The organism is Acinetobacter gandensis (assembly GCF_001678755.1).
Lineage (GTDB): Bacteria > Pseudomonadota > Gammaproteobacteria > Pseudomonadales > Moraxellaceae > Acinetobacter > Acinetobacter gandensis.
Window position 1 is genome coordinate 49820 of sequence record NZ_LZDS01000028.1, and the last position, 26586, is coordinate 76405.

23 protein-coding genes and 1 pseudogene are annotated in these 26586 nt (G+C 37.1%); 13 read left to right on the forward strand and 11 right to left on the reverse strand.

Translation table 11 applies throughout. The features are described from left to right. Positions 1–40: 40 nt before the first annotated feature. The gene (locus A9J31_RS12570) at positions 41–643 is read left to right on the forward strand and encodes a nitroreductase family protein (RefSeq protein ID WP_067766472.1); all 603 of its coding nucleotides are present in this window, start codon (positions 41–43) and stop codon (positions 641–643) included. A 140-nt stretch (positions 644–783) separates the two neighbouring features. Here A9J31_RS12570 and A9J31_RS12575 read toward each other — a convergent pair whose 3' ends face one another. Further along, positions 784–2571 (reverse strand): acyl-CoA dehydrogenase, encoded by a 1788-nt coding sequence (locus A9J31_RS12575; protein WP_067766474.1) that lies wholly within the window; start codon positions 2569–2571, stop codon positions 784–786. A gap of 123 nt (positions 2572–2694) precedes the next feature. Here A9J31_RS12575 and A9J31_RS12580 point away from each other — a divergent pair, with 123 nt between their 5' ends. Beyond that, the gene (locus tag A9J31_RS12580) at positions 2695–3678 is read left to right on the forward strand and encodes a GlxA family transcriptional regulator (RefSeq protein ID WP_067766990.1); all 984 of its coding nucleotides are present in this window, start codon (positions 2695–2697) and stop codon (positions 3676–3678) included. 16 nt (positions 3679–3694) lie between these two features. On the opposite strand, the gene A9J31_RS12585 is transcribed toward A9J31_RS12580, so the two are convergent. The 5 genes from A9J31_RS12585 to A9J31_RS12605 form a co-directional block, all read right to left on the reverse strand. After that, entirely contained in the window at positions 3695–4900 is a 1206-nt protein-coding gene (locus A9J31_RS12585) for an MFS transporter (protein WP_067766477.1), read from the reverse strand. After that, a complete protein-coding gene (locus A9J31_RS12590; RefSeq protein ID WP_245668236.1) occupies positions 4890–5285 on the reverse strand; it encodes a helix-turn-helix domain-containing protein in 396 nt (131 codons plus the stop codon). The genes A9J31_RS12585 and A9J31_RS12590 overlap by 11 nt, the downstream gene beginning before the upstream one ends. A gap of 239 nt (positions 5286–5524) precedes the next feature. Then, entirely contained in the window at positions 5525–6298 is a 774-nt protein-coding gene (locus A9J31_RS12595; RefSeq protein ID WP_067766483.1) for a DUF805 domain-containing protein, read from the reverse strand. 175 nt (positions 6299–6473) lie between these two features. Continuing rightward, entirely contained in the window at positions 6474–7028 is a 555-nt protein-coding gene (locus tag A9J31_RS12600) for a thermonuclease family protein (protein ID WP_067766486.1), read from the reverse strand. A gap of 237 nt (positions 7029–7265) precedes the next feature. Beyond that, positions 7266–8183 carry a LysR family transcriptional regulator gene (locus A9J31_RS12605; RefSeq protein WP_067766489.1) on the reverse strand — a complete coding sequence of 306 codons (918 nt, stop codon included), beginning with the start codon at positions 8181–8183 and terminating at the stop codon, positions 7266–7268. A gap of 94 nt (positions 8184–8277) precedes the next feature. Here A9J31_RS12605 and A9J31_RS12610 point away from each other — a divergent pair, with 94 nt between their 5' ends. The 5 genes from A9J31_RS12610 (at position 8278) to A9J31_RS12630 (ending at position 13641) form a co-directional block, all read left to right on the forward strand. Further along, the gene (locus A9J31_RS12610) at positions 8278–9519 is read left to right on the forward strand and encodes an acyl-CoA dehydrogenase family protein (protein WP_067766492.1); all 1242 of its coding nucleotides are present in this window, start codon (positions 8278–8280) and stop codon (positions 9517–9519) included. Between the two features lie 137 nt (positions 9520–9656). After that, positions 9657–10778 carry a phosphotransferase family protein gene (locus A9J31_RS12615; RefSeq protein ID WP_067766494.1) on the forward strand — a complete coding sequence of 374 codons (1122 nt, stop codon included), beginning with the start codon at positions 9657–9659 and terminating at the stop codon, positions 10776–10778. Continuing rightward, positions 10775–11473, forward strand: a complete 699-nt coding sequence (locus A9J31_RS12620) for a histidine phosphatase family protein (RefSeq protein WP_067766497.1) — start codon at positions 10775–10777, stop codon at positions 11471–11473. Before A9J31_RS12615 ends, A9J31_RS12620 begins: the two co-directional genes overlap by 4 nt. Positions 11474–11521: 48 nt before the next feature. Beyond that, the gene (locus tag A9J31_RS12625) at positions 11522–12265 is read left to right on the forward strand and encodes an SDR family oxidoreductase (RefSeq protein WP_067766500.1); all 744 of its coding nucleotides are present in this window, start codon (positions 11522–11524) and stop codon (positions 12263–12265) included. Positions 12266–12594: 329 nt separating this feature from the next. Continuing rightward, positions 12595–13641 carry a fatty acid desaturase gene (locus tag A9J31_RS12630; protein WP_067766503.1) on the forward strand — a complete coding sequence of 349 codons (1047 nt, stop codon included), beginning with the start codon at positions 12595–12597 and terminating at the stop codon, positions 13639–13641. Between the two features lie 69 nt (positions 13642–13710). Here A9J31_RS12630 and A9J31_RS12635 read toward each other — a convergent pair whose 3' ends face one another. After that, entirely contained in the window at positions 13711–14457 is a 747-nt protein-coding gene (locus A9J31_RS12635) for a hypothetical protein (protein WP_067766506.1), read from the reverse strand. 181 nt (positions 14458–14638) lie between these two features. After that, on the reverse strand, positions 14639–16102 hold the full coding sequence (locus A9J31_RS12640; protein WP_081410329.1) for an alpha/beta hydrolase-fold protein: 1464 nt from the start codon (positions 16100–16102) through the stop codon (positions 14639–14641). Positions 16103–16280: 178 nt separating this feature from the next. Here A9J31_RS12640 and A9J31_RS12645 point away from each other — a divergent pair, with 178 nt between their 5' ends. After that, positions 16281–17000 (forward strand): SGNH/GDSL hydrolase family protein, encoded by a 720-nt coding sequence (locus A9J31_RS12645; protein WP_067766509.1) that lies wholly within the window; start codon positions 16281–16283, stop codon positions 16998–17000. A 100-nt stretch (positions 17001–17100) separates the two neighbouring features. Further along, positions 17101–17697 (forward strand): uracil-DNA glycosylase family protein, encoded by a 597-nt coding sequence (locus A9J31_RS12650; protein WP_067766996.1) that lies wholly within the window; start codon positions 17101–17103, stop codon positions 17695–17697. A gap of 109 nt (positions 17698–17806) precedes the next feature. Here the strand turns inward: A9J31_RS12650 and A9J31_RS12655 are convergent, their stop codons facing one another. Next, entirely contained in the window at positions 17807–18244 is a 438-nt protein-coding gene (locus tag A9J31_RS12655; protein WP_067766512.1) for a hypothetical protein, read from the reverse strand. A 136-nt stretch (positions 18245–18380) separates the two neighbouring features. Between A9J31_RS12655 and A9J31_RS12660 the strand changes: the two genes are divergently transcribed. After that, positions 18381–19097 carry a class I SAM-dependent methyltransferase gene (locus tag A9J31_RS12660; protein ID WP_067766515.1) on the forward strand — a complete coding sequence of 239 codons (717 nt, stop codon included), beginning with the start codon at positions 18381–18383 and terminating at the stop codon, positions 19095–19097. A gap of 30 nt (positions 19098–19127) precedes the next feature. On the opposite strand, the gene A9J31_RS12665 is transcribed toward A9J31_RS12660, so the two are convergent. Then, positions 19128–20681 (reverse strand): phospholipase D family protein, encoded by a 1554-nt coding sequence (locus tag A9J31_RS12665; protein WP_067766999.1) that lies wholly within the window; start codon positions 20679–20681, stop codon positions 19128–19130. A 126-nt stretch (positions 20682–20807) separates the two neighbouring features. On the opposite strand from A9J31_RS12665, the gene A9J31_RS12670 reads away from it, so the two are divergent. From A9J31_RS12670 to A9J31_RS12680, 3 genes are all read left to right on the forward strand, one after another. Continuing rightward, a complete protein-coding gene (locus tag A9J31_RS12670) occupies positions 20808–21923 on the forward strand; it encodes an S-(hydroxymethyl)glutathione dehydrogenase/class III alcohol dehydrogenase (RefSeq protein ID WP_067766518.1) in 1116 nt (371 codons plus the stop codon). A gap of 273 nt (positions 21924–22196) precedes the next feature. Continuing rightward, the gene (locus tag A9J31_RS12675) at positions 22197–23216 is read left to right on the forward strand and encodes a flavin reductase family protein (protein WP_067766521.1); all 1020 of its coding nucleotides are present in this window, start codon (positions 22197–22199) and stop codon (positions 23214–23216) included. A gap of 39 nt (positions 23217–23255) precedes the next feature. Next, complete coding sequence (locus tag A9J31_RS12680; protein WP_067766524.1) at positions 23256–24440, forward strand: fatty acid desaturase family protein; 1185 nt, start codon at positions 23256–23258, stop codon at positions 24438–24440. 141 nt (positions 24441–24581) lie between these two features. Here the strand turns inward: A9J31_RS12680 and A9J31_RS12685 are convergent. Beyond that, positions 24582–26174 (reverse strand): annotated as a pseudogene (locus A9J31_RS12685) (ATP-binding cassette domain-containing protein). Positions 26175–26586 lie beyond the last annotated feature (412 nt).

A 26586-nucleotide genomic window follows, 5' to 3' on the forward strand; every position in this document is an offset into this window, starting at 1 on the left:
GCTCATTTACATATATCATTTCGATAAGGACTTTATAACTATGTCAAATCAGTTTATTGATCTAATTACCAAACGCCGTACGATCTATGCAATTGGTAAAAATGTAAGTCAAACGCCAGAATATCTAACTGATTTGATTCAACATGCAATTAAACAAAGTCCATCATCATTCAACTCGCAATCTTCACGTGCAGTGATTTTGTTTAATGGTGAAAATGAAAAATTCTGGGCTTTAGTGGCAGATAAATTAAAGTCTTATGCAAAAGATGAGGAAAGTGCTGCAAAAACCACTGCGAAAATGGCAAGTTTCGCTGCTGGTGTGGGTACAGTATTGTTCTTTGAAGACCTAGATGTCGTAAAAAACCTACAAGCGCAATTTCCTTCGTATGCTGAAAACTTCCCAATTTGGGCAGAACATTCTACAGCAATTGCACAATTTGCAACGTGGACAGCTTTACATACCGAAGGCTTAGGAGCATCACTTCAACATTACAACCCAATTGTCGATGAACAAGTACATGCTGAATGGGACATTCCTGCTCATTGGAAACTTCGTGCTCAGTTGGTATTTGGTTCTGTAGAAGGTGAAGCAAAAGACAAAGGCTACATCGATGATGCTGAACGTTTTAAGGTTTTTCAATAATCGTTGAATACAACATAGTCGATGAATAGAGAAAGAGCTGCATTTGCAGCTCTTTTTATGTATAGAGGTTGGACAATGCTTTTCATCCATAAAAAAACATTGTCCGTTTTAGCTCATTGAGGATAGAGCTAAACTGGTGCTTAGAACCAACTTTCTTGCATATTTAGGCAAGTGTCATCGAGCTCATTTAATAACTGTGCTTGATGTTCAATTTCAGGAAGTTCCCAGCGTATAAAGTATTGCGCAGCTTGCAATTTTCCCGCCATAAAGTTTTGATCTTCCTCAAGCTCTGATTGCTGAAATGTGGCAACAGCCTTGTTTGCCATGTCCAGCCAAAGCCATGAGATAATAACTTTACCCATCATGTCGAGATAAAGCGCTGAGTTTGCAAGTGCTTGATCAACCTGACCTTGTATTAATACTTTGCCTAAACGTTGCGTGGTTGCTTGTACTATTGCCAGATGTTTTTGAAATAATGCAGCAAGTGGTTTCACACGTTCATCTTGAGCTTCAGCAATAGTGTTTTGCATACGCTGCATTAACAATATTAGACCTTTACTATTGTGCTGCCATAACTTACGGCCCAATAAATCAAGTGATTGAATACCAAAAGTACCCTCATGAATTGGGTTTAAACGGTTGTCGCGATAACATTGTTCAATCGGGTATTCACGGGTATAGCCCGCACCGCCCAAGACTTGAATTGCTAAATCATTGGCTTTGGGGCCATAGGCAGAAGGGAATGATTTTACCACTGGAGTAATTAGGTCCAGTAAAATAGCGGCATCTTCATTCTGATTGGCTTGATGCTCATCAATTAAACGTGCTGCAAATAAACAAAGTGCCAATGCACCTTCAACATAGGACTTTTGAGCTAAAAGCATGCGTTTAACATCTGTATGTTGAATGATGTTGACAGGTTTTGCTGCAGGATTTTTGTCTGAGACGATACGGCCTTGTGGTCGATTTTTTGCGTACTCAAGGGATTCTAAATAGCCACGATAACCAATCATCGCTGCCCCAAGTCCCACCCCAACACGTGCTTCGTTCATCATCTTAAACATATATTTAAGACCCGAACCTGCTTCACCAATTAAATAGCCATGACATTGCTCATGTTCGCCAAAACTTAATACGGTTGATGTTGTACCACGGTAGCCCATTTTATGGAGTAGGCCAGCAAGATGTACATCATTGTGTTCGCCTAAAGTGCCATCTGCATGCGTTTTAAATTTTGGCACGATAAATAAAGAAATACCTTTTACACCTTGTGGTGCATCTTGTATTCGAGCCAAGACCAAGTGAACAATATTTTCAGTAATATCTTGGTCACCGCCAGAAATAAACATTTTCTGACCTTTAATTGAATAGCTGCCATCTGCTAGTGGAATGGCTTTTGTCGTCAAATCACCCAACGATGAACCTACGTCAGGCTCTGTCAGTGCCATCGTGCCTGAGAAACGACCACGGAACATATGAGGAACGAAAGTATTTTTTTGTTCAGTGGTACCAAAAGCCTGAATGACATTTGCTGCGGCTGCTGTTAAAAATGAATATGCCACAGTAGATGGATTTGCCGACATGAAGTAAGCATTGGCAGCCATATTGATTAATGTTGGCAATTGCATGCCACCGAGTTCGTATTCATGTTGAGCGCAGAGTAAACCTGCATCGGCAAATTGTTTCCAAGCGGTTTTCACTTCAGCAATTGTCGTAACTGTTTTGCCATCAAAACTTGGTTCATCATGATCGGCTTTAGCATTATGGGGAGCAAAAAAATCATTGGCGATGCCATGAGCAGTTTCTAAAATGCTATTAAAAGTTTCTACATCATGTTCTGCAAAGCGAGGGAATTGGATCAGTTCCTGTGCTTTAAAAACGTCATAAAGTAAAAAATTTAAATCTTTATCATTAATAAGCTGCGTCATGGCAATAACCTAAAATATTGTAATTGACTCGAATGCTTACAGATTAGCAGTTGCCAGCTAGCCTTAGGATTGTCAATATTGACACTTATAGTGTTAAAAATGACAAAACGAGTTGCTATTAGAATGAAAAAAATTGTGATTTTGGCTTTTGATGGTGCTCTGGCCTCAGCAATTACAGGCGTAGTAGACCTATTTGCTATGGCAGGTGTGAGTTGGAATCGTATTCAAAAACAAAATGTGCAGCGGTTATTTGAAGTGCAAATTGCAACACAAGATGGTCAAGCCATTCAATGTATTAACGGTATCAAACTGCATGCTGATCTTGCATTTCAAGACATTAATCTAGCTGATGTGTTGATTGTTCCGACCATTGGGGCAGCAATTAATGATGTTTTGCAACGTAATGAGAGATTAATCGACTTTTTAAAAAAATATCCGGTAGATCGGCTCATTGCAGGAAATTGTACGGGCAACTTTTTTTTAGCTGAGGCAGGCTTGCTTAATGAAAGACATGCAACGACGCATTGGGGCTTTCGACAAATGTTTAGTGAACGTTATCCTTTGGTCAAGTTGAACACTGATCAATTAATTAGCCATGATCAAAATATTTATTGTGCGGGTGGTGGTCTTGCATGGTTTGATTTAGGGCTACATTTGATTGAGCGTTTCTATGGTTTTGATATCGCAATTCAGTCTGCTAAATCCTTTGTCATTGATTATCGCAGAGACAGCCAATTGTCTTATTCTTTACTCAAGATTGCGAAACCCCATCAAGATGAATTGGTACAGAAAATTCAAGATTATTTAGCGTGTCATTTTCATCAGAATATTGCACTGGAAGACATTGCTAAAACCTTTAACATCACAACAAGAACCTTAATACGACACTTTAAAAATGCGTTGGATGTTGCGCCAAATCAATATTTACAAGCGATACGGGTAGAAGCAGCACGAAAGCGTTTGGAGGAAACAGATCAAGCTGTAGATTTAATTATGCAACAAGTGGGTTATAGCGACCCAAGCTCATTTCGACGATTATTCCATAAAAAAACGGGGCTAACCCCGTTGGAATATCGCCGACGATTTAGTCGACGGTTTGCAGTATAGAAAACTTAAAATTTGATCATTCATTGGCCAACACATTTTTTGAAGATTGGCGGCCATGTAAGAGGTAATATGCCAAAATACAGCTAAAAGCAGCAAAAGCGCTATATAAATACAATTGCTCATAACCTATGTAGTCAAGCAACATGCCAATGAAGTAAGGTCCAAAACCAAGTCCAGCATCAAGGAAAATGAAGAATGTTGATGTGGCAAAACCCATACGTTCAAGTGGTGCACTTTTCACAGCGATGGTTTGACAGACTGATTGAATATTGCCATATCCCAAGCCAAGTAAACCTGCGCAGAGTAACAGCATCCAAGAACTATGCGTGATACTGAGTAAAATGAGGGCAATACCCATAATTATAAATGCAGGATAGATAATAATATTTTCACCTTTCCGATCCATTAAAGGCCCTGTAAAAGGACGCGAAATCAAAATCGCAATGGCGTACATTAAAAAGAAAAAAGAAGCTGTTTCAACTAAATTAATTTCTTTGGCATAAAAATTAATAAATGATAGTACGCCTGAATAACATATTGAGGCGAATAACATGATTAACGAAATGGGTACTGCATTAGGTTCTACAAATTGAGAAAACCAGTTTGGCTTTTTCGCAGCGACAACAGTTTCGACAGCTTTATTGGTTTTAGGTATATCAGGAACTTGTATCAGCCAAGCAACAACTAAACAGCATACAGCGATGACTGTTGAAACAACAAAAATGGATTGATATCCGACATTGAGCATCATCCAAATAGCAAGGAAAGGGCCAATCGCCGTACCTAAAGTACTACTCATGCTGTAATAGCCAATGCCTTCACCACGGCGTGATGCAGGTAGAATTTGCGCAATGATTGTACCGAGTACTGTTGATGCCATACCCATCATAAAGCCATGCATAAAGCGCACAAAGAGCAGCATGCTGACGCCAAAAGGGATAAAGTACAGACCAGAGAAAAGTAAGAATCCTGTCAGACCAACAATTAAAGTAGTTTTTCGTCCAAAGCGCTCAAGAAATTTACCAACCAGCAGTCGTCCCACTAACGTACCGACAATAAATAGGCCTGAAATTAAACCAGCTTGTGCGGTAGTTGCGCCAAGTTCTGCTACGGCATAACCGACAATCACCACAACCAAAAGATAAAATGTCAGTACCAACTGGAAATTGATTGCACTCACTAATATAAAATTGCGTGTCCATAAGGCGGCATTATTTTGCATGATCTTCACCTAATTTTGCGCATTCTAATGTCTGGATAATACGATTAAAGATACTGACTGATTGCTGTATATCATTGGGGAGAAATTGACTGATCAATGCTTTTTCAAAATGATCAATTTCAACAGAGCATTGTTTAAATAGGTCTTCACCCTGTGGGCTTAGTATTAGTTTTTTTTGTCGTTTATCTTCAGTTTCAACATGAATTAAAACATTTAAGGCTGTAAGTGCATGTACACGTTTCGCTATAGAAGGCTTTGAAACATTTAAATATTCAGCCATTTCAATGGATGTACAACCGCCTTTTTCACGAATGACAAACATAACTTGCCATAGGGAATAATTCAGTTGATATGGAAGGAGGAGTGTATTGACTTCGTCACTCATCATACGTGCGCAGCGCAATAATGAAGAACGGAATCCGAGTAGAGAATTCACAATGGTTAACTAGGGTAACTATATTTAAGGCAACTTTACGCCTTTTCATTTTAATGTACAAGTGAATGGGTAATATCCGAGATAAGTGGTCATACATAAAAAAGCCAATACGAATATTGGCTTTTTAATCACTTGAAAGATGAAAAATTAAATCTTTACATGATCGTTTTGCAGCATAGCAATGCTATTTACTCAACGGCAGCTTCGGCAGCAGCTATAGCGTGTTCATTATTTGTTGTATCGGTTTCTGCAATTACAACACTTTCAACGTCTGCATACGCTAATTCTTCGCCGCTTTGTTGTTCAAGTTGTTGTAAATATGCGGCTAGCTCTTCATCACTCATGTCTGGTTCACCTTCAGACATCATGGCTTGTTCTTCGAGTTGAGCTTGGGCCATATTGTTCATCATGCCTTGCATATTGAGCATAACGGGTATCATAACCAGTAAATACACGATCATTAGCACTAAGTATAAACTGCCTATCACTTTTTCCGTTTGTTCAGTCGGGCGTTTAATACCGTAATTATTCTCACCCTGTGTGCCTTTGGCAGCCATCACATAAATACTGAAAATTGTGCCAACAAGTGGGATAAGAAAAACTAAACATAACCAACCACTTTTATTTAAATCATGTAAACGTCTGATAGTAATACAGATCATGGCAACAAACATTGCAATGATAGATACAACAGCTAAAACGATAGCACTAATGCCTAAGGCAGAACTAAATAGCACATCAAAACTACGTTCAGCTGAAGTAAAAACTGCAAATAGTCCGAGCGCAACAGTAATGCCTAAAACACAGCTATAGATCATACCAATGATGAATAACCAAGCTAAATAAGACAGGCGACCAAAACGTCCTTCAGGTGATAAAGGATGATCGGCTTTACTCGTCGCTGTTTGATATTGATTTGAAGATGGAAAAGGATTTAATTCACTTGTACTGAGTTCTGTCATTTTTGTATCCAATATTTTATTTTTTATTTAATTCATAATGTTTATGCAGCAAGCGTATTTTAAGGAAAAACCATAATTGGTCAATTTTTATTTAAAATTTAATAGCAAGATTTTAATAACTAGGTTTTAAAAATAAGGACGACTTTAAATATTCAGCCGTCCTTGCGTAATTTTTTTATTTTTGCAGTTTACGATATTCTTTTGGACGCATAGGGCGGCTAGCCTTCCATAAACCCTTTTTTTGCTTACGCGCTTTGTCTTGTAAAGCCATCATGTGTTTTAAATGATTTTTATCGCGAATATATTCCTCATAAACCCATGCGGCGCCACGTTTTACCATTTCTTCATTCATACTTCTACGATAACGGTAAATCACACCAACACAGCGACCATAACGGTCTACATCCGTAATTTGTACACGTACAAATTTTTTATAAACCATAGATTTGATTAGCCGTGCTGATTCTTTACCATAAGCTTGAGAGGACTCAGGTGCATCAACATAAGCAAACCGTAGTTTAGTTTCAGAACGACGCAAATTCATTCGATAGCAGGTGAGTGTATCGCCATCACTAATACTAGATACGCGGCAAAGATAAGATTTGCCTTTTTTAAATGGTCTAAAAAAATCATTCAAAAAAACTGAGACTTTATAGACAATATAGAGGGTAATAAGGCAGAGAATTGCACCGAGTGCGAGTAACAAACTAGCAGGGAGATTAGACAACATAAAGCAGCAATATGTACAAATACATATTTTAAAAAATAAGTAAGTTATTTTAAAAGAAATTCAGTTTTTAAACTGTTGAATAAAACTACAAACAGTATTTCAAACCCTTATATAACAAGAGGTTGATCTTAAATTAGACAAATATTCATTGCATAAATCGAGTTTTAAAATTGTATAAATTTTTAATCAATAGCTCGCAAATAGCCTAAGCGAATAAAGTTCCTTTATCAAAATAGCCTAAGCAAAAATTTTAGAAAGTTCGCTTCGCAAAAAGGCATGTCTAGAATTATCTTCCAAGTCTATGTGCCAATACATCCCCATATTAATTTTAGGCAGATTTACAGGTACATCAAAAATTTTCAAACTATCTGCCACTTGTAAATGTGTCAGGATATTCTTTGGAATCGTTAAAATAGCGTTAGGTTGTTGAGTCAAAATTTGTAGCGCAGTTGAATAATGTTGGCAGCGTAAGAAGATTTGCCGTGAAAGTTTTTTACGCTTTAAATAAATATCTTCCACCAACACACCTGTACGACGTGAGGAAACACCAATGTGAGGGAATGAAAAGTAACACTGCTCATCCATTTGTGTATGTTGACTACATACCACAAACTCGTCTGTAACCAATTTTTGAAAAGCGACTTTGTCGCCAAAATTTTGTTCTAGATCAATAACAAAATCTATTTGCTGCGCAGCTAGGTCCGCGACTATCGTTTTACGGTCAAGTTTAAGACTTAAAAACTGAATGTCTAATTGGCTTTTTTGAAAATGGTGTACGAGTCTTGGAAAAATAATAGGTTCAATTTCATCATGCACTGCAATTTTTAATGTTTGTACCATGGTTGGGTCAAACTGTTGTTTTTGCATAGATATGTTCTGAATCGCAATCAAAGCATTTTTAATCACAGGATAAATTTGTTCGGCAAATGGCGTAGGTAACATTTTTGCACCTGCACGCACAAATAAATCATCCTGTAAATGTTGTCTTAAGCGTTGTAGTGCGTGACTTGCTGCTGATTGGGTAATACATAGAATTTGTGCAGCTTTAGAAATACTTCGTTGCTCATAAATAGCCACAAAAAGTGGATACAAATTGATATCGATTCGGTGAAATAGACTCATATCGATGATAGATTTTTTATGAATTGTATTCATATTTAAATATGGGATTAAATCATTTTGTTCATATTAGATTTCAGGTTATGGTGTTGTAAAGATCAAAGAACAGAATATTTTGAGGGATGATGCCATGTTTGAACTTTCAGCACGTGCACAAGACTATATTGAAAGAACTAAGAAATTCATTAAGGACGAAATTGAACCGATTGAAACGGAATTTTGGGCTGAAGTACATGAGCTGAATCAAGGTGGTGATTGGACGAAATGGCAGTGGCCAGCGCAACTAGAAGTACTTAAACAAAAAGCCAAAGAGTCAAATCTTTGGAATATGTTTTTACCTTGTGAAAAATTAGGACAAGGCTTATCTGTTCAGGAATATGCCCATATTGCCGAATTGTCTGGACGCAGTTTGTTAGCACCTACAGTATTTAACTGTAATGCACCTGATAGCGGCAATATGGAAGTTATTTGGCGCTATGGTACAGAAGAGCAAAAACAGCAATGGTTAGCGCCTCTGCTTGAAGGAAAAATTCGTTCTGTTTTTTGTATGACAGAGCCTGCTGTAGCTTCAAGTGATGCAACCAATATGGAAGCAACAGCAGTTGTAGAAGGCGATGAAATTGTTCTAAATGGCCGTAAATGGTGGTCATCAGGTTTAGGCGATCCAAACGCAAAAATTATTATTTTTATGGCACATACGCCAGACGAAAACAAAGACCGTCATCACCAGCATTCTATGGTTTTGGTACCAGTTGAAACGGCTGGAGTTAAAATCGAACGAATGTTGCCGGTATTTGGTGATTACGATGCGCCACATGGCCATGGTGAAATTAGCTTTAATAATGTCCGTGTACCCGTATCCAATTTTATTGGCGGTGCAGGTCAAGGTTTTGAAATTGCGCAAGGTCGCTTAGGGCCAGGCCGAATCCATCATTGTATGCGTTGCGTTGGTGCTGCTGAAAAATCATTAGAAATCATGATTGATCGTGGTATGACCCGCACTGCTTTTGGTAAAGAAATTTTAAAATTGGGTGGAAATTTGGAACGTGTTGCAGAAGCGCGTGTTGCGATTGACCAGGCCCGTTTATTGACGTTATATGCTGCTTATAAAATGGATACCATGGGCAATATGGCCGCTTTGACAGAAATTTCGGCCATTAAAGTCGTTGCACCAAGTGTATTAGAAAAAGTAGTCGATATGGCAATACAAATTCATGGTGGTGCAGGTGTATCCCGTGACACGCCATTGACAGGATTCTTTGCTCAAGCACGTTCACTACGCTTGGCAGATGGGCCAGATGAAGTGCACAAAGGTATGATAGCGAAGCTAGAGCTAGCAAAACGTGGTTACAGTTCACGCCGTAAAAAATAAAGTAAATGTGAGACATAGCATGGTTTGAATATACAAGCCATGTTATAAAAATAAAGCAATAACATAGCTGTAGGGCACCAAAAGCAACGCTTTATAGTAAAAGATATATACTAAGATTAGGGTTTAGGAAGAGCAGCATGTCAGTAATTGATGTAGGTGGTTCAGTTCGTGATGGTGAAGAACTTGATGTACGTGCCGTAGGAAATTGGCTGATAGAACACGGTGAAGAAATTTCTGGGCCTGTAGAAGTAACACAATATTCAGGCGGTGCTTCAAACTGGACGTATCGTTTAAAATATGAAAATGCTGATTTAATCTTGCGTCGCCCGCCAAAAGGAACTAAAGCCAAATCTGCACATGACATGGCACGTGAATATAACGTGCAAAAGGCATTGTCGGAGTTTTATCCCGTATTACCAGAAATGGTTGCACTCTGTCAGGATGAATCAATCATTGGTTGCGACTTCTATGTCATGAAACGAGTAGAAGGGATTATTCCACGTGCAAATTTACCGAAAGAGCTAAATTTCAATGAAACGCAAGTACGTGAATTGTGCATCAACGTCATCGATAAATTAATTGAGCTACATCAAGTCCCGTATGAAGGCACAAGTCTCGAAAAACTTGGCAAGGGTGAGGGTTATTGCCGTCGCCAAGTTGAGGGCTGGGATGCACGTTATGAAAAAGCGAAGACCATTAACGTGCCTTCATTTAAATATGTACGTAAATGGCTGAAAGATAATATTCCTGAAGACAGTAAAACTTGTGTGATTCATAACGATTGGCGTTTTGATAATGTCATCTTAAACCCTGAAAAACCAACTGAAGTGATTGGTGTATTGGATTGGGAAATGGCGACGTTGGGTGATCCACTCATGGATTTAGGTTCTGCATTGGCTTATTGGGTTGAAGATTCGGATAATGCGATATTTAAAGCGACACGCCGCCAACCAACAAATTTAAAAGGTATGTTCACGCGAAAAGAAGTGGTGGACTATTATTTAGAAAAAACAGGCATTCAAACAGATAATTGGGCATTTTATGAAGTGTTTGGCATCTTCCGTTTAGCTGTTATTGCACAACAAATTTATTATCGCTTCTATCATAAACAAACCAATAATCCAGCATTTAAAGACTTTTGGATTGTTATTCATGCCTTACATATTCGTGCACTCAAACTGATTGGTTTACAAAAAATCGAAGCCAATGAAGTGGCGCAAAAGTACATTGATAAAATGAAGGAAATTTTAGGGAAATGACCACCATTTATCTAATCCGACATGGGCAGGCTTCATTTGGTGCAGAAAGCTATGACAAGCTTTCTCCCAATGGTGAATTACAGGCGCAAGTTTTAGGACGTTATTTTGATGACATTCTAAAAGAAGCGCCTTATGTCGTAGCAGGATCTATGCAGCGCCATCAACAAACAGCGACTTTGACTTTGACAGAATGTTTTCCAGAAGCTGATGTCGTGACGGACAATGCGTGGAATGAGTTTAATCATCAGCAAGTCTTTGCTCAATATGAACCAAGGTTTAATGAGCCGCATTTACTCAAGCAAGATGTTGCAAAAGAAGCCAATCCACGTGCGTACTTAGCAAAAATCTTTGAAGGTGCAATTGAGCGTTGGACAGGTGGTGAATATCACCATGAATATGAAGAATCATGGCCAACCTTTAAAAACCGTGTTGAAACGGCTTTGCAAAACCTGTGTGATGAATTGGCAAAAACGAAACCGCGTTATGCAGTCGTATTTACCTCTGGTGGTGTGATTTCTGTCGCAGCAGGCAAAATTTTAGGTTTAAGCCCAGAAAAAACTTTTGCCTTAAATTGGGCGATTGCAAATACCAGTATGACTACGCTGCGTTTAGTTGGAAATGAACCACAACTACTCAGCTTAAATGAACACCACTTTATTAAAGCTGAAAACCCAAATTTACTTACATGGATATGAAGTAAATCCTTTGTCGTAAAAGAACAGAAAAGTTATAGGAATTTAAACATGGCAAAAACAGTATTAATTACCGGTGCAAGTTCAGGTATTGGCGCTGGTATGGCGCGTGAATTTGCACAAAAAGGCTATAACTTAGCAATTTGTGCACGTCGTATAGAGCGTTTAGAAACTTTAAAGCAAGAACTTGAAAGCCAATATGGTGTTAAGGTCATTGCAAAGACTTTAGACGTGACCAATTACGAGCAAGTTTTTGAAGTGTTCCGTGCATTTAAAAATGATTTTGGCACTTTAGATCGCGTTATTGTGAATGCGGGTGTAGGGGAAGGTCGTCGTATTGGTAAAGGTAACTTTGAAATAAACCGTTCAACTGTAGAAACCAACTTTATTTCTGCATTGGCGCAATGTGAAGCTGCTGTTGAAATATTTCGTGCACAAAATTCAGGCCATTTAGTGGTTATTTCATCCATGAGTGCTATGCGTGGCATGCCAAAACATTTAACTGCCTATGGAGCAAGTAAGGCAGGCGTTGCTGCATTGGCTGAAGGTATTCGTGCTGAATTAATTGATACACCTATTAAAGTGACCACAATTTTCCCTGGTTATATCCGTACTGAAATTAATGAAGGTGCTAAGAAACTTCCTTTCGAAGTCGATGAAAAGACAGGATCACGTTTACTTGCGGCTGAAATTGATAAAGAACCAGTAAAAGCCTATGTACCTAAATGGCCATGGTTGCCTCTTGGTCTTGCAATGAAAGTGCTGCCATTACGAATTGTCAATAAATTGGGTTAATAGATCAAGAAAGCTCTATCTTCGTGATTCAAATAAAAAGCTCCATTTGGGGCTTTTTTAAATTCATTTTCTACCATTCAACACAAATAGATTTATACATTGTAAATCGTGTATTCACACTAAGAATTTTCATTGGATGCACTAAATAATTTTAAACGCATAAAGGTTTTTATAAATTGAGTATTTACTCAGTTCACCATGTATTAAATCTATGAAAATAAATGATTTGTAGATTAAATAAGCAGATGAGTCAGGAAATCTTAAATAGCGATTTCCTTTTTTTTAATTTGCTTTAATGTACAACTGTTCATGAATTATAGGTTTGTTCTATGTCTTTTTCTTCAGAAATGACTGATCAGCAGCGTATTGCAAAAGTAAGAACTGTTGTGACGCAAGCAGGAGAAGATTTACGTAAGCAGTATCCGATTTTAAAACATCAAAATTTTATCGGTGCAGCAATTTTAGTTTTTGCCTTAGTGGGAATGGCTGCATGTTCTTGGGCTTATGCTATTGGTTTCTTACCAGCATGGGCATGCGTTATTTTGGTTGCTATTTTTGCCTCGCTGACTCATGAGCTTGAACACGACCTAATTCACTATATGTATTTTAAAAAAACACCTTGGGCGCATCATTTAATGTTGGCTTTGGTATGGTTAGCACGTCCAAATACAATTAGCCCATGGGCACGTCGCCGTTTACATTTAAATCATCACAAATTTTCCGGTTCAGAATACGATTTAGAAGAACGCGGAATTAGTAATGGCATGCCATGGGGCTTACGCCGCCTTTTGGTGATTAGTGACCAATTAATGTCTGTATATATTCGTCCTTTTCAAATGTTAAAAATGATGGCGCAATTTAAAGAAAAACAACCTGAAAATGAACGTAAAAAAGCAGTTATTGAACAACTGACAGGGTTTATTCCATTAAGTTTTATCTATTATGGTTTATGGTATGTGTTTGTCATTTATCATTTGGTCAATGGCGTTGCACCTTTACTTGGGCAGAGTATTAATTGGTCAGTAGCTTTAGTTAAAGCAATGCCAACGATTAACTTTTTGGCAGTAATATGGATAATTCCTAACTTTATTCGCTCATTCTGCTTGCAGTTTATCAGTTCAAATATGCATTACTATGGTGATATTGATCCACGAGATGTCATTAAACAAACACAAGTCTTAAATCCTTGGTGGTTATTTCCATTTCAATTATTTTGTTTTAACTTTGGTTCAACTCATGCAATTCATCATTTTGTTGTGAAAGAACCATTTTATGTCCGTCACTTAACCTCTAAAACGGCGCATAAAGTAATGCGGGAAGTAGGTGTTCGTTTTAATGATATTGGTACGTTTAAACGTACCAATCGATGGAATTAAGCCAAGACGCATAGCCTATTTATAAAATGCTCTCATAGTGAGGGCATTTTTTATGCTTAATGAATATGTTTAATGAAAAAGCTTTCCTGCTTGTTGCAGTATTTCCTTACCTGATTTTTCAACAGTCAAAATCACTTCAGGTGTTTCATCGGCACCCATAAAGATTCGATCGACTGAATAAATGTATGGGCCAGATTTGAAAATATATGTATGGTTTCCACTGCTGCCACTAAATTCAATTTTTCCTTTTTTGAGAACAAGCTGAGGCTTTGAACGCATCTTTTTATCCGCTTTCCATGATGCGTAACGAAATTGACCATTCGGCATTTCATCAATTCGAACTAAATAATCATCAGTTTTAAAACGAATTTCAGGAGACTTAAATTGCTTTAAGCTAAAGTACAACTCACTCTTTTGTTGTTGAATTAATTGTTTCAACAATTTTTTTTCAAGTTCAGTACTATAATTTAACGCAAAAATTTTACCGCCATTTAACCAGACTGTTCCATCGTCTAACATAATTCCGCGCCAACCGGCATTACTCCATTGAGCTGATTTCGAGTTAGCAATTTTATCGATAAGGGCTTGATCAAAAACTTGTTCAAAACGTGTCGACATTTCAGCCGAATTTTTGATTGTTGAAATCGGTTCGGGACGTTCAAGTGGATAATCAATTTGAGCAATAATTTGTGCGCGGTTATTTTTTTTGAATATTTGAATGACGTTATTCACTTGCTTTAGTTCAACTGGCGTTAAAGCTAGGACATCTGTACTCGCCACAAGCAGAACGGCACATAAAGAAAATGATTTTATCATTATGAAATACCAATATAATGGTCAATATTAGAGGCTCAACCTTGAAATCCGTTAAGCATCAAATAATTAACATAAACTCCAATGGGTACACTGTCAAAAATTAATTAGTAGAAAGTTCAGCATTAAATGAACTAATTTACTTCAGCTAAAATAAATTAGTTCATTCAGTTCTTTTATTTTCTTATAACGACTTAGAGAAGAAATGCTGTAAAGCATCTTGAATGGCCACCTGCCAAACAGCATAGGAATGACCGCCGATATATGATTTATAGGTCACATCATGACCTTTTTGTTTTAAATCCTCTGCGACTACAGGTGATGTCTCTAAAATGCTCAGCTCATTATTGTTGCGTGAGGTTTCATAACTATTTGCAGTAATAAACCAATGTTGCGGACTATGTAGGTTTTTTTCACGAATAATTTTACTCATACCATTGGGTAGGTCTGAATTTTCAGCTTGCCACCAGAATGATCCCGACAATGGAACAACGTGACTAATCATATTAGGGTTTTCAAGGGCTAAGTATGCAGAACTTAATCCACCTAAACTTGAGCCAAGTAATACAGTCTTATTGGCGTTTACCGTTTGTGGTGCATTTTTTTTAATCCAGGGCATCAGCTCTTGATTAAAAAATGCAGAAAATTCTTTATTTGGTGTTAGTTCTTTGGGACGGATTTGCTCATTAGGAGGTGAGACAAAAATCGCTTGTATCGGTGGTAATTTACCTTGCTCAACCAATATATCTAATGCTTTTGGTACATTTAGAAGTTCATTATAGTGTTGACCATCAAAGAAAATCGCTGTGATGTAATCTTGGTTTAGCTTAGCTTTGGATTGATAAATGCTAATCGTACGTACATTATTGAGTAGCTTACTTTCAAGTTGATGCTTTATTAGACTGGGTTGGGCAACGTCAGGATATTTTTTAGGATTAATAAATTTAGGCGCAAGTTTTAAAGCCACTAAATTTTCATTGCGTAAACCTGAATTGTTATTTTTTGCCAAATAAGCGTTATTATTGAAAGGATCTATTCGTTGAACTTGTATGACAGTACGACGTTGGCTGCGAGATTCTTTTAAATTAGGATTCAAATGAGGGCAGTAATTTGACAGATAGCCTTCAAGATTAGGTAAATCGACAGCAAAGCTATAACTACCAATATAACGATTATCGATAATTGACTCCTTAAACCAAACATCGCTCTTTGGCATCCGTGTTAACCATTCATGATCGTTACTCGGACCACCAATAAGACGAACATTATGTTTTGCACCTTTCCATAGAAAAATAATACGACTTTGTTGATCATTTAATGTTTCAATAATAGGCGTACCACTTTTATCAATTTTTGCCCAAAATTTATCTAAAATTTCTTTATTTTTACTTGGATTTATTTCAATTTGCTTTTGTAATTGCGTTAATAACTTACTCTCAGGGCTTATTGCTTCACATGGTGCAGCATATTCCAATTGCGTCTTTATAGGTGAGTGATTGAGTTCAGTTTGATCTACCACGACATTATTTTGATTTAAAGACGGTATTGGCAATGGTTTAGGTGTTTGTGCTATTGTGGCTGTACTCAATAAAGCTAAAGACGTTGTAAAAATAAAACAAGAAAGCGGAGATATTGGAAATTTTGACATTATAGATTTATGGCTAAGATATTTGTATAAATAATAATGATTCTTATTCTTGAATTCTAGCTAAATGTTTTGGATAATTGACTTGATCTGTTTATATATTAAGCTTTCTGGCATGCAAGCCAATACATAAGTTAAGAAATATCATTAATATAGACTTTAAATATTTTAGATCACAGCTATGTTTCTGAAAGCTTCCACCTTGTTACTTTTACCCGCTTTGATAGTTCAAGGCTATATCGTCAAGCAAAAAACGCCTCGTTTGCCTGAACCTGATGGCGAGCGCTGTGGTATATATGGGCAAGGTCGACCAACACTTTCCCTCTTAATCTTAGGTGATTCTGCTGCTGCAGGGGTTGGTGTGGTTGCACAAGCGGATGCCTTACTCGGTCAGCTATTAACCTTATTATCGCCTTACTTCATTATTGAATTTTGTCTAGAAGCAACAACAGGGCATACAACAAAACAAATATACCAGTCCCTTGAGCGCGTGGAATCGCGACAGTTTGATATTGTGATTAGTTCTGTTGGGGTAAATGATGTAACCAGTTTGCAGCAACCCAAAACATGGATCAAACAACAAAAAGAGTTATATCAAAAAATTCAGCAGAACTTTCAACCAAAACTCATCATTGCTTCGGGTGTTCCGCCAATGAATGAATTTCCTGCTTTATCATTTCCATTGTCTTGGTTATTTGGTCAATATTCTGCACAAATGAATGAACTTTTAGCTAAATATATTGCTACACAAAAAAATATGCAGTTGATTCAATATGATCTAAATGAATACCGTGAAAAAAACTTAAGTATGGCGCGTGATGGTTTCCATCCCAGCAAAGAAATTTATCAGCTTTGGGCTGAAAAAATAGTCGCAATCATTAAAACGCATAGCAACATTTAGAAAATTTGTGTAATGCGAGTCACCTCATTTGAGTTAATAAAATATGTCAGAGCAAAAAGAGACATTGAGCCAAACACGTTTAAGTGAATTGGAACAGGACATGGGACAAAGAGAAGGCCAAATTGAAAGACATCCGCTTGAGCCATTTTTACCATCAAACGCAAAATTATTGATGCTAGGAAGTTTTCCACCACCGAAAACGCGTTGGAAAATGGATTTTTACTATCCAAACTTTCAAAATGACATGTGGAAAATTTTTGGCCTATGCTTTTTTAACGATAAATTCTTTTTTTTGGATGTTGAAAATAAAACGTTTAGAGAGCAACTGATTCGTGAATTTCTAAATGAAAAAGGCATTGCAATTTTTGACACCGCTTATGAAGTTATCCGCTTAAAAGGCAATGCTTCTGATAAATTTCTCAAAATTCATACGCCCACAGATCTAACTGTATTGCTCGATAAAATGCCAAAGTGTCATAGCATGATGACCACAGGTGACAAAGCTACAGATACATTAATACTGTCCATGCCTGAAGGGACTCAAAAACCTGAAATTGGACATTCAACACAAACTACATTTCATGGACGTGACATGCGTTTGTATCGAATGCCGTCATCCTCTAGAGCTTATCCGCTGGCTGTAGAAAAGAAAGCGCAAGCTTATACGGTACTCTTTAAAGACTTGGCGATGCTCTGATTATTGAAACTTATACGGCGCATTAAACGCGCGTTAGCATATTTACACGACATGATTAAGCAAACAGCAATTGCACCTGAAAAGATATTTTGACTAAGCCTTTGATGCACTAACCATCATATTCAACATAGTCCCACAAATTTAATCGCGCTTTAATGTCTTTACGAAGATTAGGAAGTAAAGCCAATAAGGTGCCATCAATCCACAGGCTCAAGGCTTGTGCTGAAATTTTTTGATTTGCCTCATCAACAATTTGAGCACCTTTTACCATAACTAAGGTTTCTTCATTGGCTGCGGTTTCAATACCTTTAAACAAGAGCTGAAGTTCATGCCCTGTGTCTTGTATCAACCATTCAAGTTCAATTTGAATATTTTGGCTCGATTTTAAAACAGCTTGGCCTTCAAGGTTATCATTGTCATTGAGGCAATCGTGTTCGACACGAACTTTCGCTAAAAACCAATCTTGTCCACCTAATTCATTAAGGGTGGTAAATGGTGTCAAAATGTCACTTAAATTAAACTGACGACTCAAATCAAAAAATTGCATGAGAAAATGTTTGGGAGATATACAAAAAATAAAGCGTGAATGTTAAAGCATCGTAAACAGTGAGTAAAACCTTTGCAGTGATTGATCTTTATTTTGTATAAATAAGCAACCAATACTAATTAATCAAATTTTTAAAATGACAAATATAATTCAGGATGTACCCAGTCCTATTGATTTAAGGAATAAAAAAGATGCAGAACAGTGGGCAAATGAAGTTAATATTAAACGTCCCTGGTGTTATGCTTTTTTTGAATATTATGCTTGTTTAATTAATAAGCTTTCAGCCGGTCAAGTTTTACGTGTATTAGAACTCGGCTCTGGACCCGGCTATCTAGCTGAATACTTATTAGATCATTGTGCAAATATGCAATATACCGCTTTTGATTTTTCTAAAGCGATGCATAACCTATCAATAAAGAGGTTACTTACTAAAAGTAATATAGTGTTAAAAGATATAGAGCATTATTGTTTTTCAGACAATGAACAAGAAAGTCAAAAACATATTCAAATTGGAAATCATCAATGTACATCTACCCTTGGAGATTTTAAACAATCTAGCTGGACAGGTGTAATGGCGAATATGTTTGATGTCATCATTATTCATCAAGCTTTACATGAGCTAAGACATAAGCAACATGCAAGCCACTTCCATGCTGCTATCAAGCAAAATTTAATGCATGAAAAAAGTATATATTTGGTATGTGATCATTTATATGCTGAACATGCTATGCAAAATAATCAGCTTTATATGTCGCAAAATGAACATATACAATCTTTAAAAACAGCGGGCTACAACTCAGTTAAAATAGCCTTAGAAAGGCAAGGTTTATGTCTTTTTTCTGTTCAAAATTGAATAGAGAGATAATTTGTAATTTAAATGCAATTACATCATCCATTCAATTGGAAGGTATGAAACAGCTTTCATACTAAAACGTTGAAATTTTGTTGTTTCCGGATCATGTGTATAAGTAGTGATACTGCCATCTGATTTATGGTCTAACCAGTTGATTTGACCATTTTGATCTAATTTTAATTCGTAAGCTATTTGCGGTAAATAATGATCCAGTGACTTGGAAATTTCATCTTGTAATTTATCAGATTGAATCACTAAACCAACTTCGGTATTTAAATTTGCAGAACGTGGGTCAAAGTTGAATGAGCCGATAAATACCATGCCATCTATATCAAAAAATTTGGCGTGTAAACTAGAGGTATTTTTACCCTTGGCAGGAATAATATTACCTGTCATTACTTCATACCACGTGCGTCTTGTACGCTCGATATAGGGTTTAAACTCATATAGTTCGACACCACTTTTTAGCAAATCTTGACGATAATTTTTATAAAATGCATGAACCAAAGCCACGTCATTAGCCAAAAATGAATTCGTCAAAACTCTCACTTTGACATTTTTCTTTGGAAGACTAGTTAAATAGTCTGTACCTTTTTGTGTTGGAACAAAGTAGGCCGAAACCAATTCTAAGCGTTCTTTGGGTTGACCCATTAATTTAAAAAATTGTGTATAGATCAGTTCTTCAGATTTAGCTTCACCACGTATCTTATTGGGTGTGTCTGCTACAAAATGAGCTTTGGCCCAATTAATCGGTCTGAGTTTTAATTTATCAGCCAATTCTTGCTGCGCGTATTCAATGCGTTTTTCATCAGGATTAATATTTTGACCATCTTCAACGTATTTCAATTTAAGTCTTTCTAGGTCTTGCTTTTGGCCACTACCAATGAGCTGTTCTACAGAAAAACTTAGTTTATCATTCCAAAATTGATGAAAAGATGAATTTGCTTCTTGAACGACTTTACCTAAAAACAGGATATCTAGATCAGTAAATTGAAAACTTTCACTGGCGTCAAAATATTCGTTGCTGATATTTCGTCCACCGGTTACTGCGACAAAACCATCTGCAACAATTAATTTGTTATGCATGCGGTGATTGATATGTTTCAACCGAAAAGCGTAATCAATGACACGTAAATGTCGAAATTTATATGGATTGAATAATTTAATAGAAATATTGGGATGTAATGCGAGTACCTTTAGGGTGTCGTCAAGCTTTGTGCCATTTTGATCATCAATTAACAAGCGAACTTTAACGCCACGGTCAGCAGCTTGAAGTAATTCCCTTAGCATTAAATGCCCAATGGAATCGTTTTCCCAAATGTAATATTGAAGGTCGAGCGAGTGTTGTGCATTACGAATTAAGTGCAAGCGCGATGCAATGCTCAGGAATGCATCGTCTAATGCTAAATAAGCTGTTAAGCCTTGTTCAATCCGATCATTTTGAATTTGGCTTCCAATCCAATTTTTGGCATGTGGTTGAATGGTATTCTCTGGTTTAGCTTGATTAGGTGGCAAAGTGCATCCCGTCATTATGCTGAACGTAAGTCCCAAACCGAATACACCTTGAATTGCTCGTATCTGCATCATTATTTTAAGGTTATTAAATCATTATAAAATCATCATAACATCATGTTTTAAGGTTGTATCCATGCTTAAAAAGAGGTTACTGTAGCTCATCTGTTAATATCAGCTCTACAGGAAGTTTTAGACATGAAATCACGTGCAGCCGTAGCTTTTGGTCCAGGTCAGCCATTAGAAATTGTTGAAATTGACGTTGCACCGCCGCAAGCTGGTGAAGTATTGGTTAAAATTAGCCACACCGGTGTGTGCCATACCGATGCATTTACATTATCAGGTGATGATCCTGAAGGTGTTTTCCCAGCAGTATTGGGCCACGAAGGCGCAGGTGTTGTGGTTGAAGTAGGTGAAGGTGTAACTTCTGTGCAGCCGGGCGATCACGTTATTCCTTTGTACACTGCAGAATGTGGCGAATGTTTATTCTGTAAATCTGGTAAGACCAACCTGTGTGTCTCTGTTCGTGCGACACAAGGTAAAGGTTTAATGCCAGATGGTACGACACGTTTTTCTTATAATGGTCAACCAATTTACCATTATATGGGTTGTTCAACTTTCTCTGAATATACCGTTGTAGCCGAAGTTTCTTTAGCGAAAATTAACCCTGAAGCAAATCATGAACATGTCTGCTTATTAGGCTGCGGCGTAACTACAGGTTTAGGCGCAGTAAAAAATACAGCTAAGGTACAAGAAGGTGACTCAGTTGCTGTATTTGGCTTAGGTGGTATTGGCTTGGCTGTGGTTCAAGGTGCGAAAAAAGCCAAAGCTGGTCGAATTATTGCAGTAGATACCAATCCTGAAAAATTCAAGTTGGCTGAAGAGTTTGGTGCTACAGACTTTGTTAATCCAAAAGACCAGGATCGTCCTGTACAAGAAGTTATTGTTGAAATGACAGGTTGGGGTGTAGATCATTCATTTGAATGTATTGGCAATACAAATGTAATGCGTTCTGCGCTCGAATGTGCGCATCGTGGTTGGGGACAATCTGTCATCATTGGCGTAGCGGGTGCAGGCCAGGAAATTTCGACTCGCCCATTCCAACTTGTAACAGGTCGTACATGGAAAGGAACTGCATTTGGTGGTGTGAAAGGTCGTTCACAATTGCCTGGTATGGTTGAAGAGGCAATGAATGGTGACATCAAACTAGAACCATTTGTAACTCATACTATGGGACTAGACAAAATTAACGAAGCTTTTGACCTGATGCATGAAGGTAAATCTATTCGTTCAGTTGTACATTTTGAAGATTAAATTTTAGATAATTTGTTCTATAAAAATGTAAGTACAAATTAATCATCTTATGTATGAAAAAACTAGGCTGAGGCCTAGTTTTTTATGTGATTGAAAAAATTGCAAAAGTAAAAATTTGGATTTGCATAAAGTGACACATTGTTAGACAAAAAATGATGAAAAATGCCAAATGATAATTTTTGTCCTATATTCACATGGAGAGCTTGGCTGTCAAAATTTAATGTAGCCCTAAGTTAATGAACAAATGTATATTAAACATTGAGCGAGGTAATTATGACAACAATGAACTATAAGCCAGAATGGATCCGGGAAGATTTTATTGATTTTATTGCAGAAAAATTTGATGCAATCTGGGCATATAAAAAAGTAAAAGCACAGTTAGTGACGCAGCGTAAAATAGGGCAAGAATTTTACGAGCTGAGTTTTCAACCCAACCACAATTTCAATGCTCAACAGTATATTCCAGGCCAATGCGTTCTGGTTACCGTTGTACATGCTGGCGTACGTCATCAACGTAGTTACAGTATTGTAGAAATCAATCCCCAGGGGCATGTGGTCATTGCAGTCAAAAAGCAAGGTAAAGTTTCGAATGTATTAAGCCAACTTAGACAGGGCGACATTGTGGAATTATCACAGCCCCAAGGTGATTTTGCTTTGACTTCATCTGCTGATAAACCTGTTTTACTACTGGCATCTGGCAGTGGCATAACTTCTATTTTTGCTTTATTAAAGCAGTTGGCTTCACAAAACCGTATTGTCGATCTTATATATTTTAGCCGTGATGATGCTTATTACAGCCAAATCAAAGCTTTAATTGAAAAAAGTAAAAATTTAAATTTTCATGCAGTTAATACATTAAAGACCCCGATGCATTTAAGCAAAGAACTACTACAGCATATGGTTCCTAACTATGTTGAGCGTGAGACTTATGCATGTGGTGCAAATGCAATGATGCAAAGTATTCAGCAAATTTATGCGGAACAGGGTTTGCTCAATCAACTAAAAACTGAATTTTTCCAACTGCAAGTTGATGAAACTGTGGAAGCGCAAGCTGTGACCTTTAGCTTGGCGCAACAAGACTTCATGGCTACAGGCAATCTACTAGAAAGTGCAGAACGTGCGGGACTAAAACCCGCGCATGGTTGTCGTATGGGTATTTGTAATACTTGTTCGTGTACCAAACAGCAAGGTTCAGTTAAAAACTTGCTTACAGGTGAGATTGATCATGCCAACAATACCCAAATTAAACTGTGTATTTCTCAGGCAATCAGCCCAGTACGTATTCAGCTCTAAATCAACAACGAAGAATTAAAAGAAACAGGGGGAAATACCATGAATCAGTCAGTGAAACATATAGATCACAGCGTGCATCAAAACAGCAAATCACGTTATCTATCATCTGAGCAAGTGGAAGAATTTGGCGCAAAAGTCGAGCAAATCCGCCGTGACATTATGGACAGTGTTGGTGAAAAAGACGCAGCCTATATTTATAAAATACGAAACTTTGTACGTTATAGTGAAATTGCCTCGCGCAGCATGTTGATGTTCGGGGGCTGGATTCCGCCTGTGTGGTTATTTGGCACTGGCTTACTCGGTGTGTCTAAAATTGTAGAAAATATGGAGCTTGGCCACAATGTAATGCATGGTCAGTTTGACTGGCTAAATGACCCAAGTTTAAGTGGCGCGAATTATGACTGGGATACCATTGCGACAGGTCAAGATTGGAAATATACCCACAACTATGTACATCACACTTATACCAATATCGTCGGCATGGATCATGATGTTGGCTATGGGCTCGTACGTGTCAGTGAAGCGCAAAAATGGGAGCCGCGTTTTCTATTTAATATTCCACTTGCAATACAACTGATGGTGTTTTTTGAATGGTATGTCGGTATACAGCGCTTACATTTAGAAGATGTTCTGATCTACAGGACCAAAACGTGGAAGGAGGTCTGGAAAGATGCGACGGATGTACGTCAAAAAATTAAACGTCAAGTCGTGAAAGATTATGTATTTTTTCCATTGATTGCAGGGCCGAATGCGATTCCAGTGTTTGCTGGTAATGCAGTAGCGAATGTCATTCGTAGCTTGTGGGCTTCAGCAGTCATATTTAATGGTCATTTCACTGAAGACGCTGAAAATTTTGAAATGGACAATATTGACAATGAAACTCGTGCAGAATGGTATTTACGTCAAATCCGTGGTTCAAGTAACTTTAGCGGAACGCAATGGCTACATATTTTAAGTGGTAACTTAAGCCATCAGATTGAACACCATTTATTTCCGGATATGCCTGCAAATCGTTATGCTGAAGCTGCACCTAAGATTAAAGCACTCTGCGCGGAATACGGTATCCATTATAATGAGGCAAGTTTTATGAAACAGTTCGCAAGCGTTTGGGTAAAACTCGCTAAGTGTTCGTTACCAAATGATTGGCGTTCGGAACTTAAAGAACGTTCAACCAAGTTTCAACAGAGCCTGAAAAATCAATTATTAAATAAAATAGGTTTATAGGCATCAAAGCATGAATGTATAAATTGCATCATTCATCTAAATTTATCTAAATAAGATAGATCTATTTTTAGTTAACCCGAGTGTGTTGTACATACTCGGTATTTTTATTACTTATGTATCTGATGAAGAATAGCGTAAGAGCTATTCTTTTGAATCTTCAATTTCAACATAGTTTTGAATTCCACAAGCCTGAACAAATTCAGCATCATGCGAAACCAAAATGACAGCACCTGAATAGTTTTTGATAGCATTCGCCAATAGGTCTCTAGATTCAATATCTAAATGATTTTCTGGTTCATCTAAAAGCAATAACTCAATATTTACGGGATAAAAACTTAAACCCAGTAAAGCTACTTTTAATCGCTCACCACCGCTTAAACATTGGATTGGAAGTTCTGATTTATCTCCCCGAATTCTGAGTTGACCGAGCTGATTTCGCCATTCTGTTGAAGAAATTTTAGGATTGAACTTTGCCAAATTGTCTAAAACACTCAATTCGGACTTTAGCTGACTAAAATTTTGATCTAAAAAAAGTGTGCTGACACATAAATAAATATCTGAATTCAATTGTGCATTATATTGATTTAAAAAACTTAAAAATCTTGATTTACCAATTCCATTGCTGCCTCGTAAATGGATTTTTTCACCCGACATCAGTCCAAAATGAATAGGCTTATGTTTGGTTTGTGGCAGCTTGAAATTATTTACTCTTAAAATTTCACCTGATTTACTTGCATGATGATTTAAGTAAAATTGCTGATTTTTGAACTGCTCGAGCTGCTTTTGAGTGTTTAAAATTCGCGATTTCTTTTCCTCTAGTTGCTTTTTTTGCTGAGTTTGAATGGTAGATAAGCTTTGGCCTGCCTGCTCTTTTTTAAAGTCGAGTAGCACTTTAGCTTGAGATTTTGAGCAACGAAGTTGTTGTCCTTGTTGCACTCTTTTTTGTGTTTTAACTTTTATTTCATGCTGTTGTCTTTTCAATTGTTTTAAATCAAGCTTTTGTTATAGAACATGGCGTTCAAGAGCCGAATTTTGTAGGTTAAGTTGTTGAGTATAATCAGTATAGCTGCCACAAAAGCTTGACATACCATGCTCATTGAGCGCGTAAATATGAGCTGCATGTTGTAGCAATGCTCTGTCATGAGTAACGATTAATGCACCTGAAGAATGTGCTTTTAAACAATCAATTAACCATAGACGTGATGCATAATCTAGATGATTACTGGGCTCATCAAGGAGTAAATAGTGATCAGTTTTCACAAAAAGGGCACACAGCGCTAATTTGGTCTTTTGACCTTCACTTAGGCATGAAATTGGGTAATCTAATTGTGTCGGAAGATTTGCTTTTAATAACTGTTGTTGCCACAGTAGCGGTAAATGCCATTGATGTTCAGTCATTTCAAAATCTTCAAAACGACCGATACCAGATTCAATACGCTGAAAAGCTTGGTATAACGGGTCTACACCTAATGCATTTGCAATGGTATCGGCTTGAAGCCTTGAAAATTGAGATAGATAAGCATGCGGCATTTGCCATGAAACTTCTCCTTCATAGGGAATATCATGGACACTTTGAAAATGTAAAATTTGTAGAATTAAAGATTTACCTAAACCATTGCGCCCAATACAAGCGGATAACTGTTGTTTAGCTAGATTCAATTGAAGATTTTTGAATAATGTTTTTGATGAAAACTCTAAACTGAGCTTACTCACAATACATGTGGATTGAGTCATACGTGCACCTTGCGATAGCAAAAGTGTGCAAAAACAATAACTAATTTTTATAAAAAATAAGAAAATAACTCAAAATATTCAACGTGTGATGAAGCTATTCGTCATGTGTTTGCACATCATAAAAATGGAAAAATTAATGATGAGAAAAACAGGACTTACTTCATTGGCAGATACTCGAATGGGACAGAAAGGGAAAGTCATAATTTGACTGACACATTTTCAAATTTTAGCGAAAGTTGTTTTTTTAATCAATTTTTTTCAAATTGAATAGAGTGTTTTAAAGCTGTAAATATTGGAGATTGAATGTAAATATTTTTTAAAAAGCTATTGTCAAAGTAATGAATACAGCGTATTTTAAATTACAGACAAGCAACTTTTTTTGATGAAATCAAAATGATTAAGCAGCCAGTTT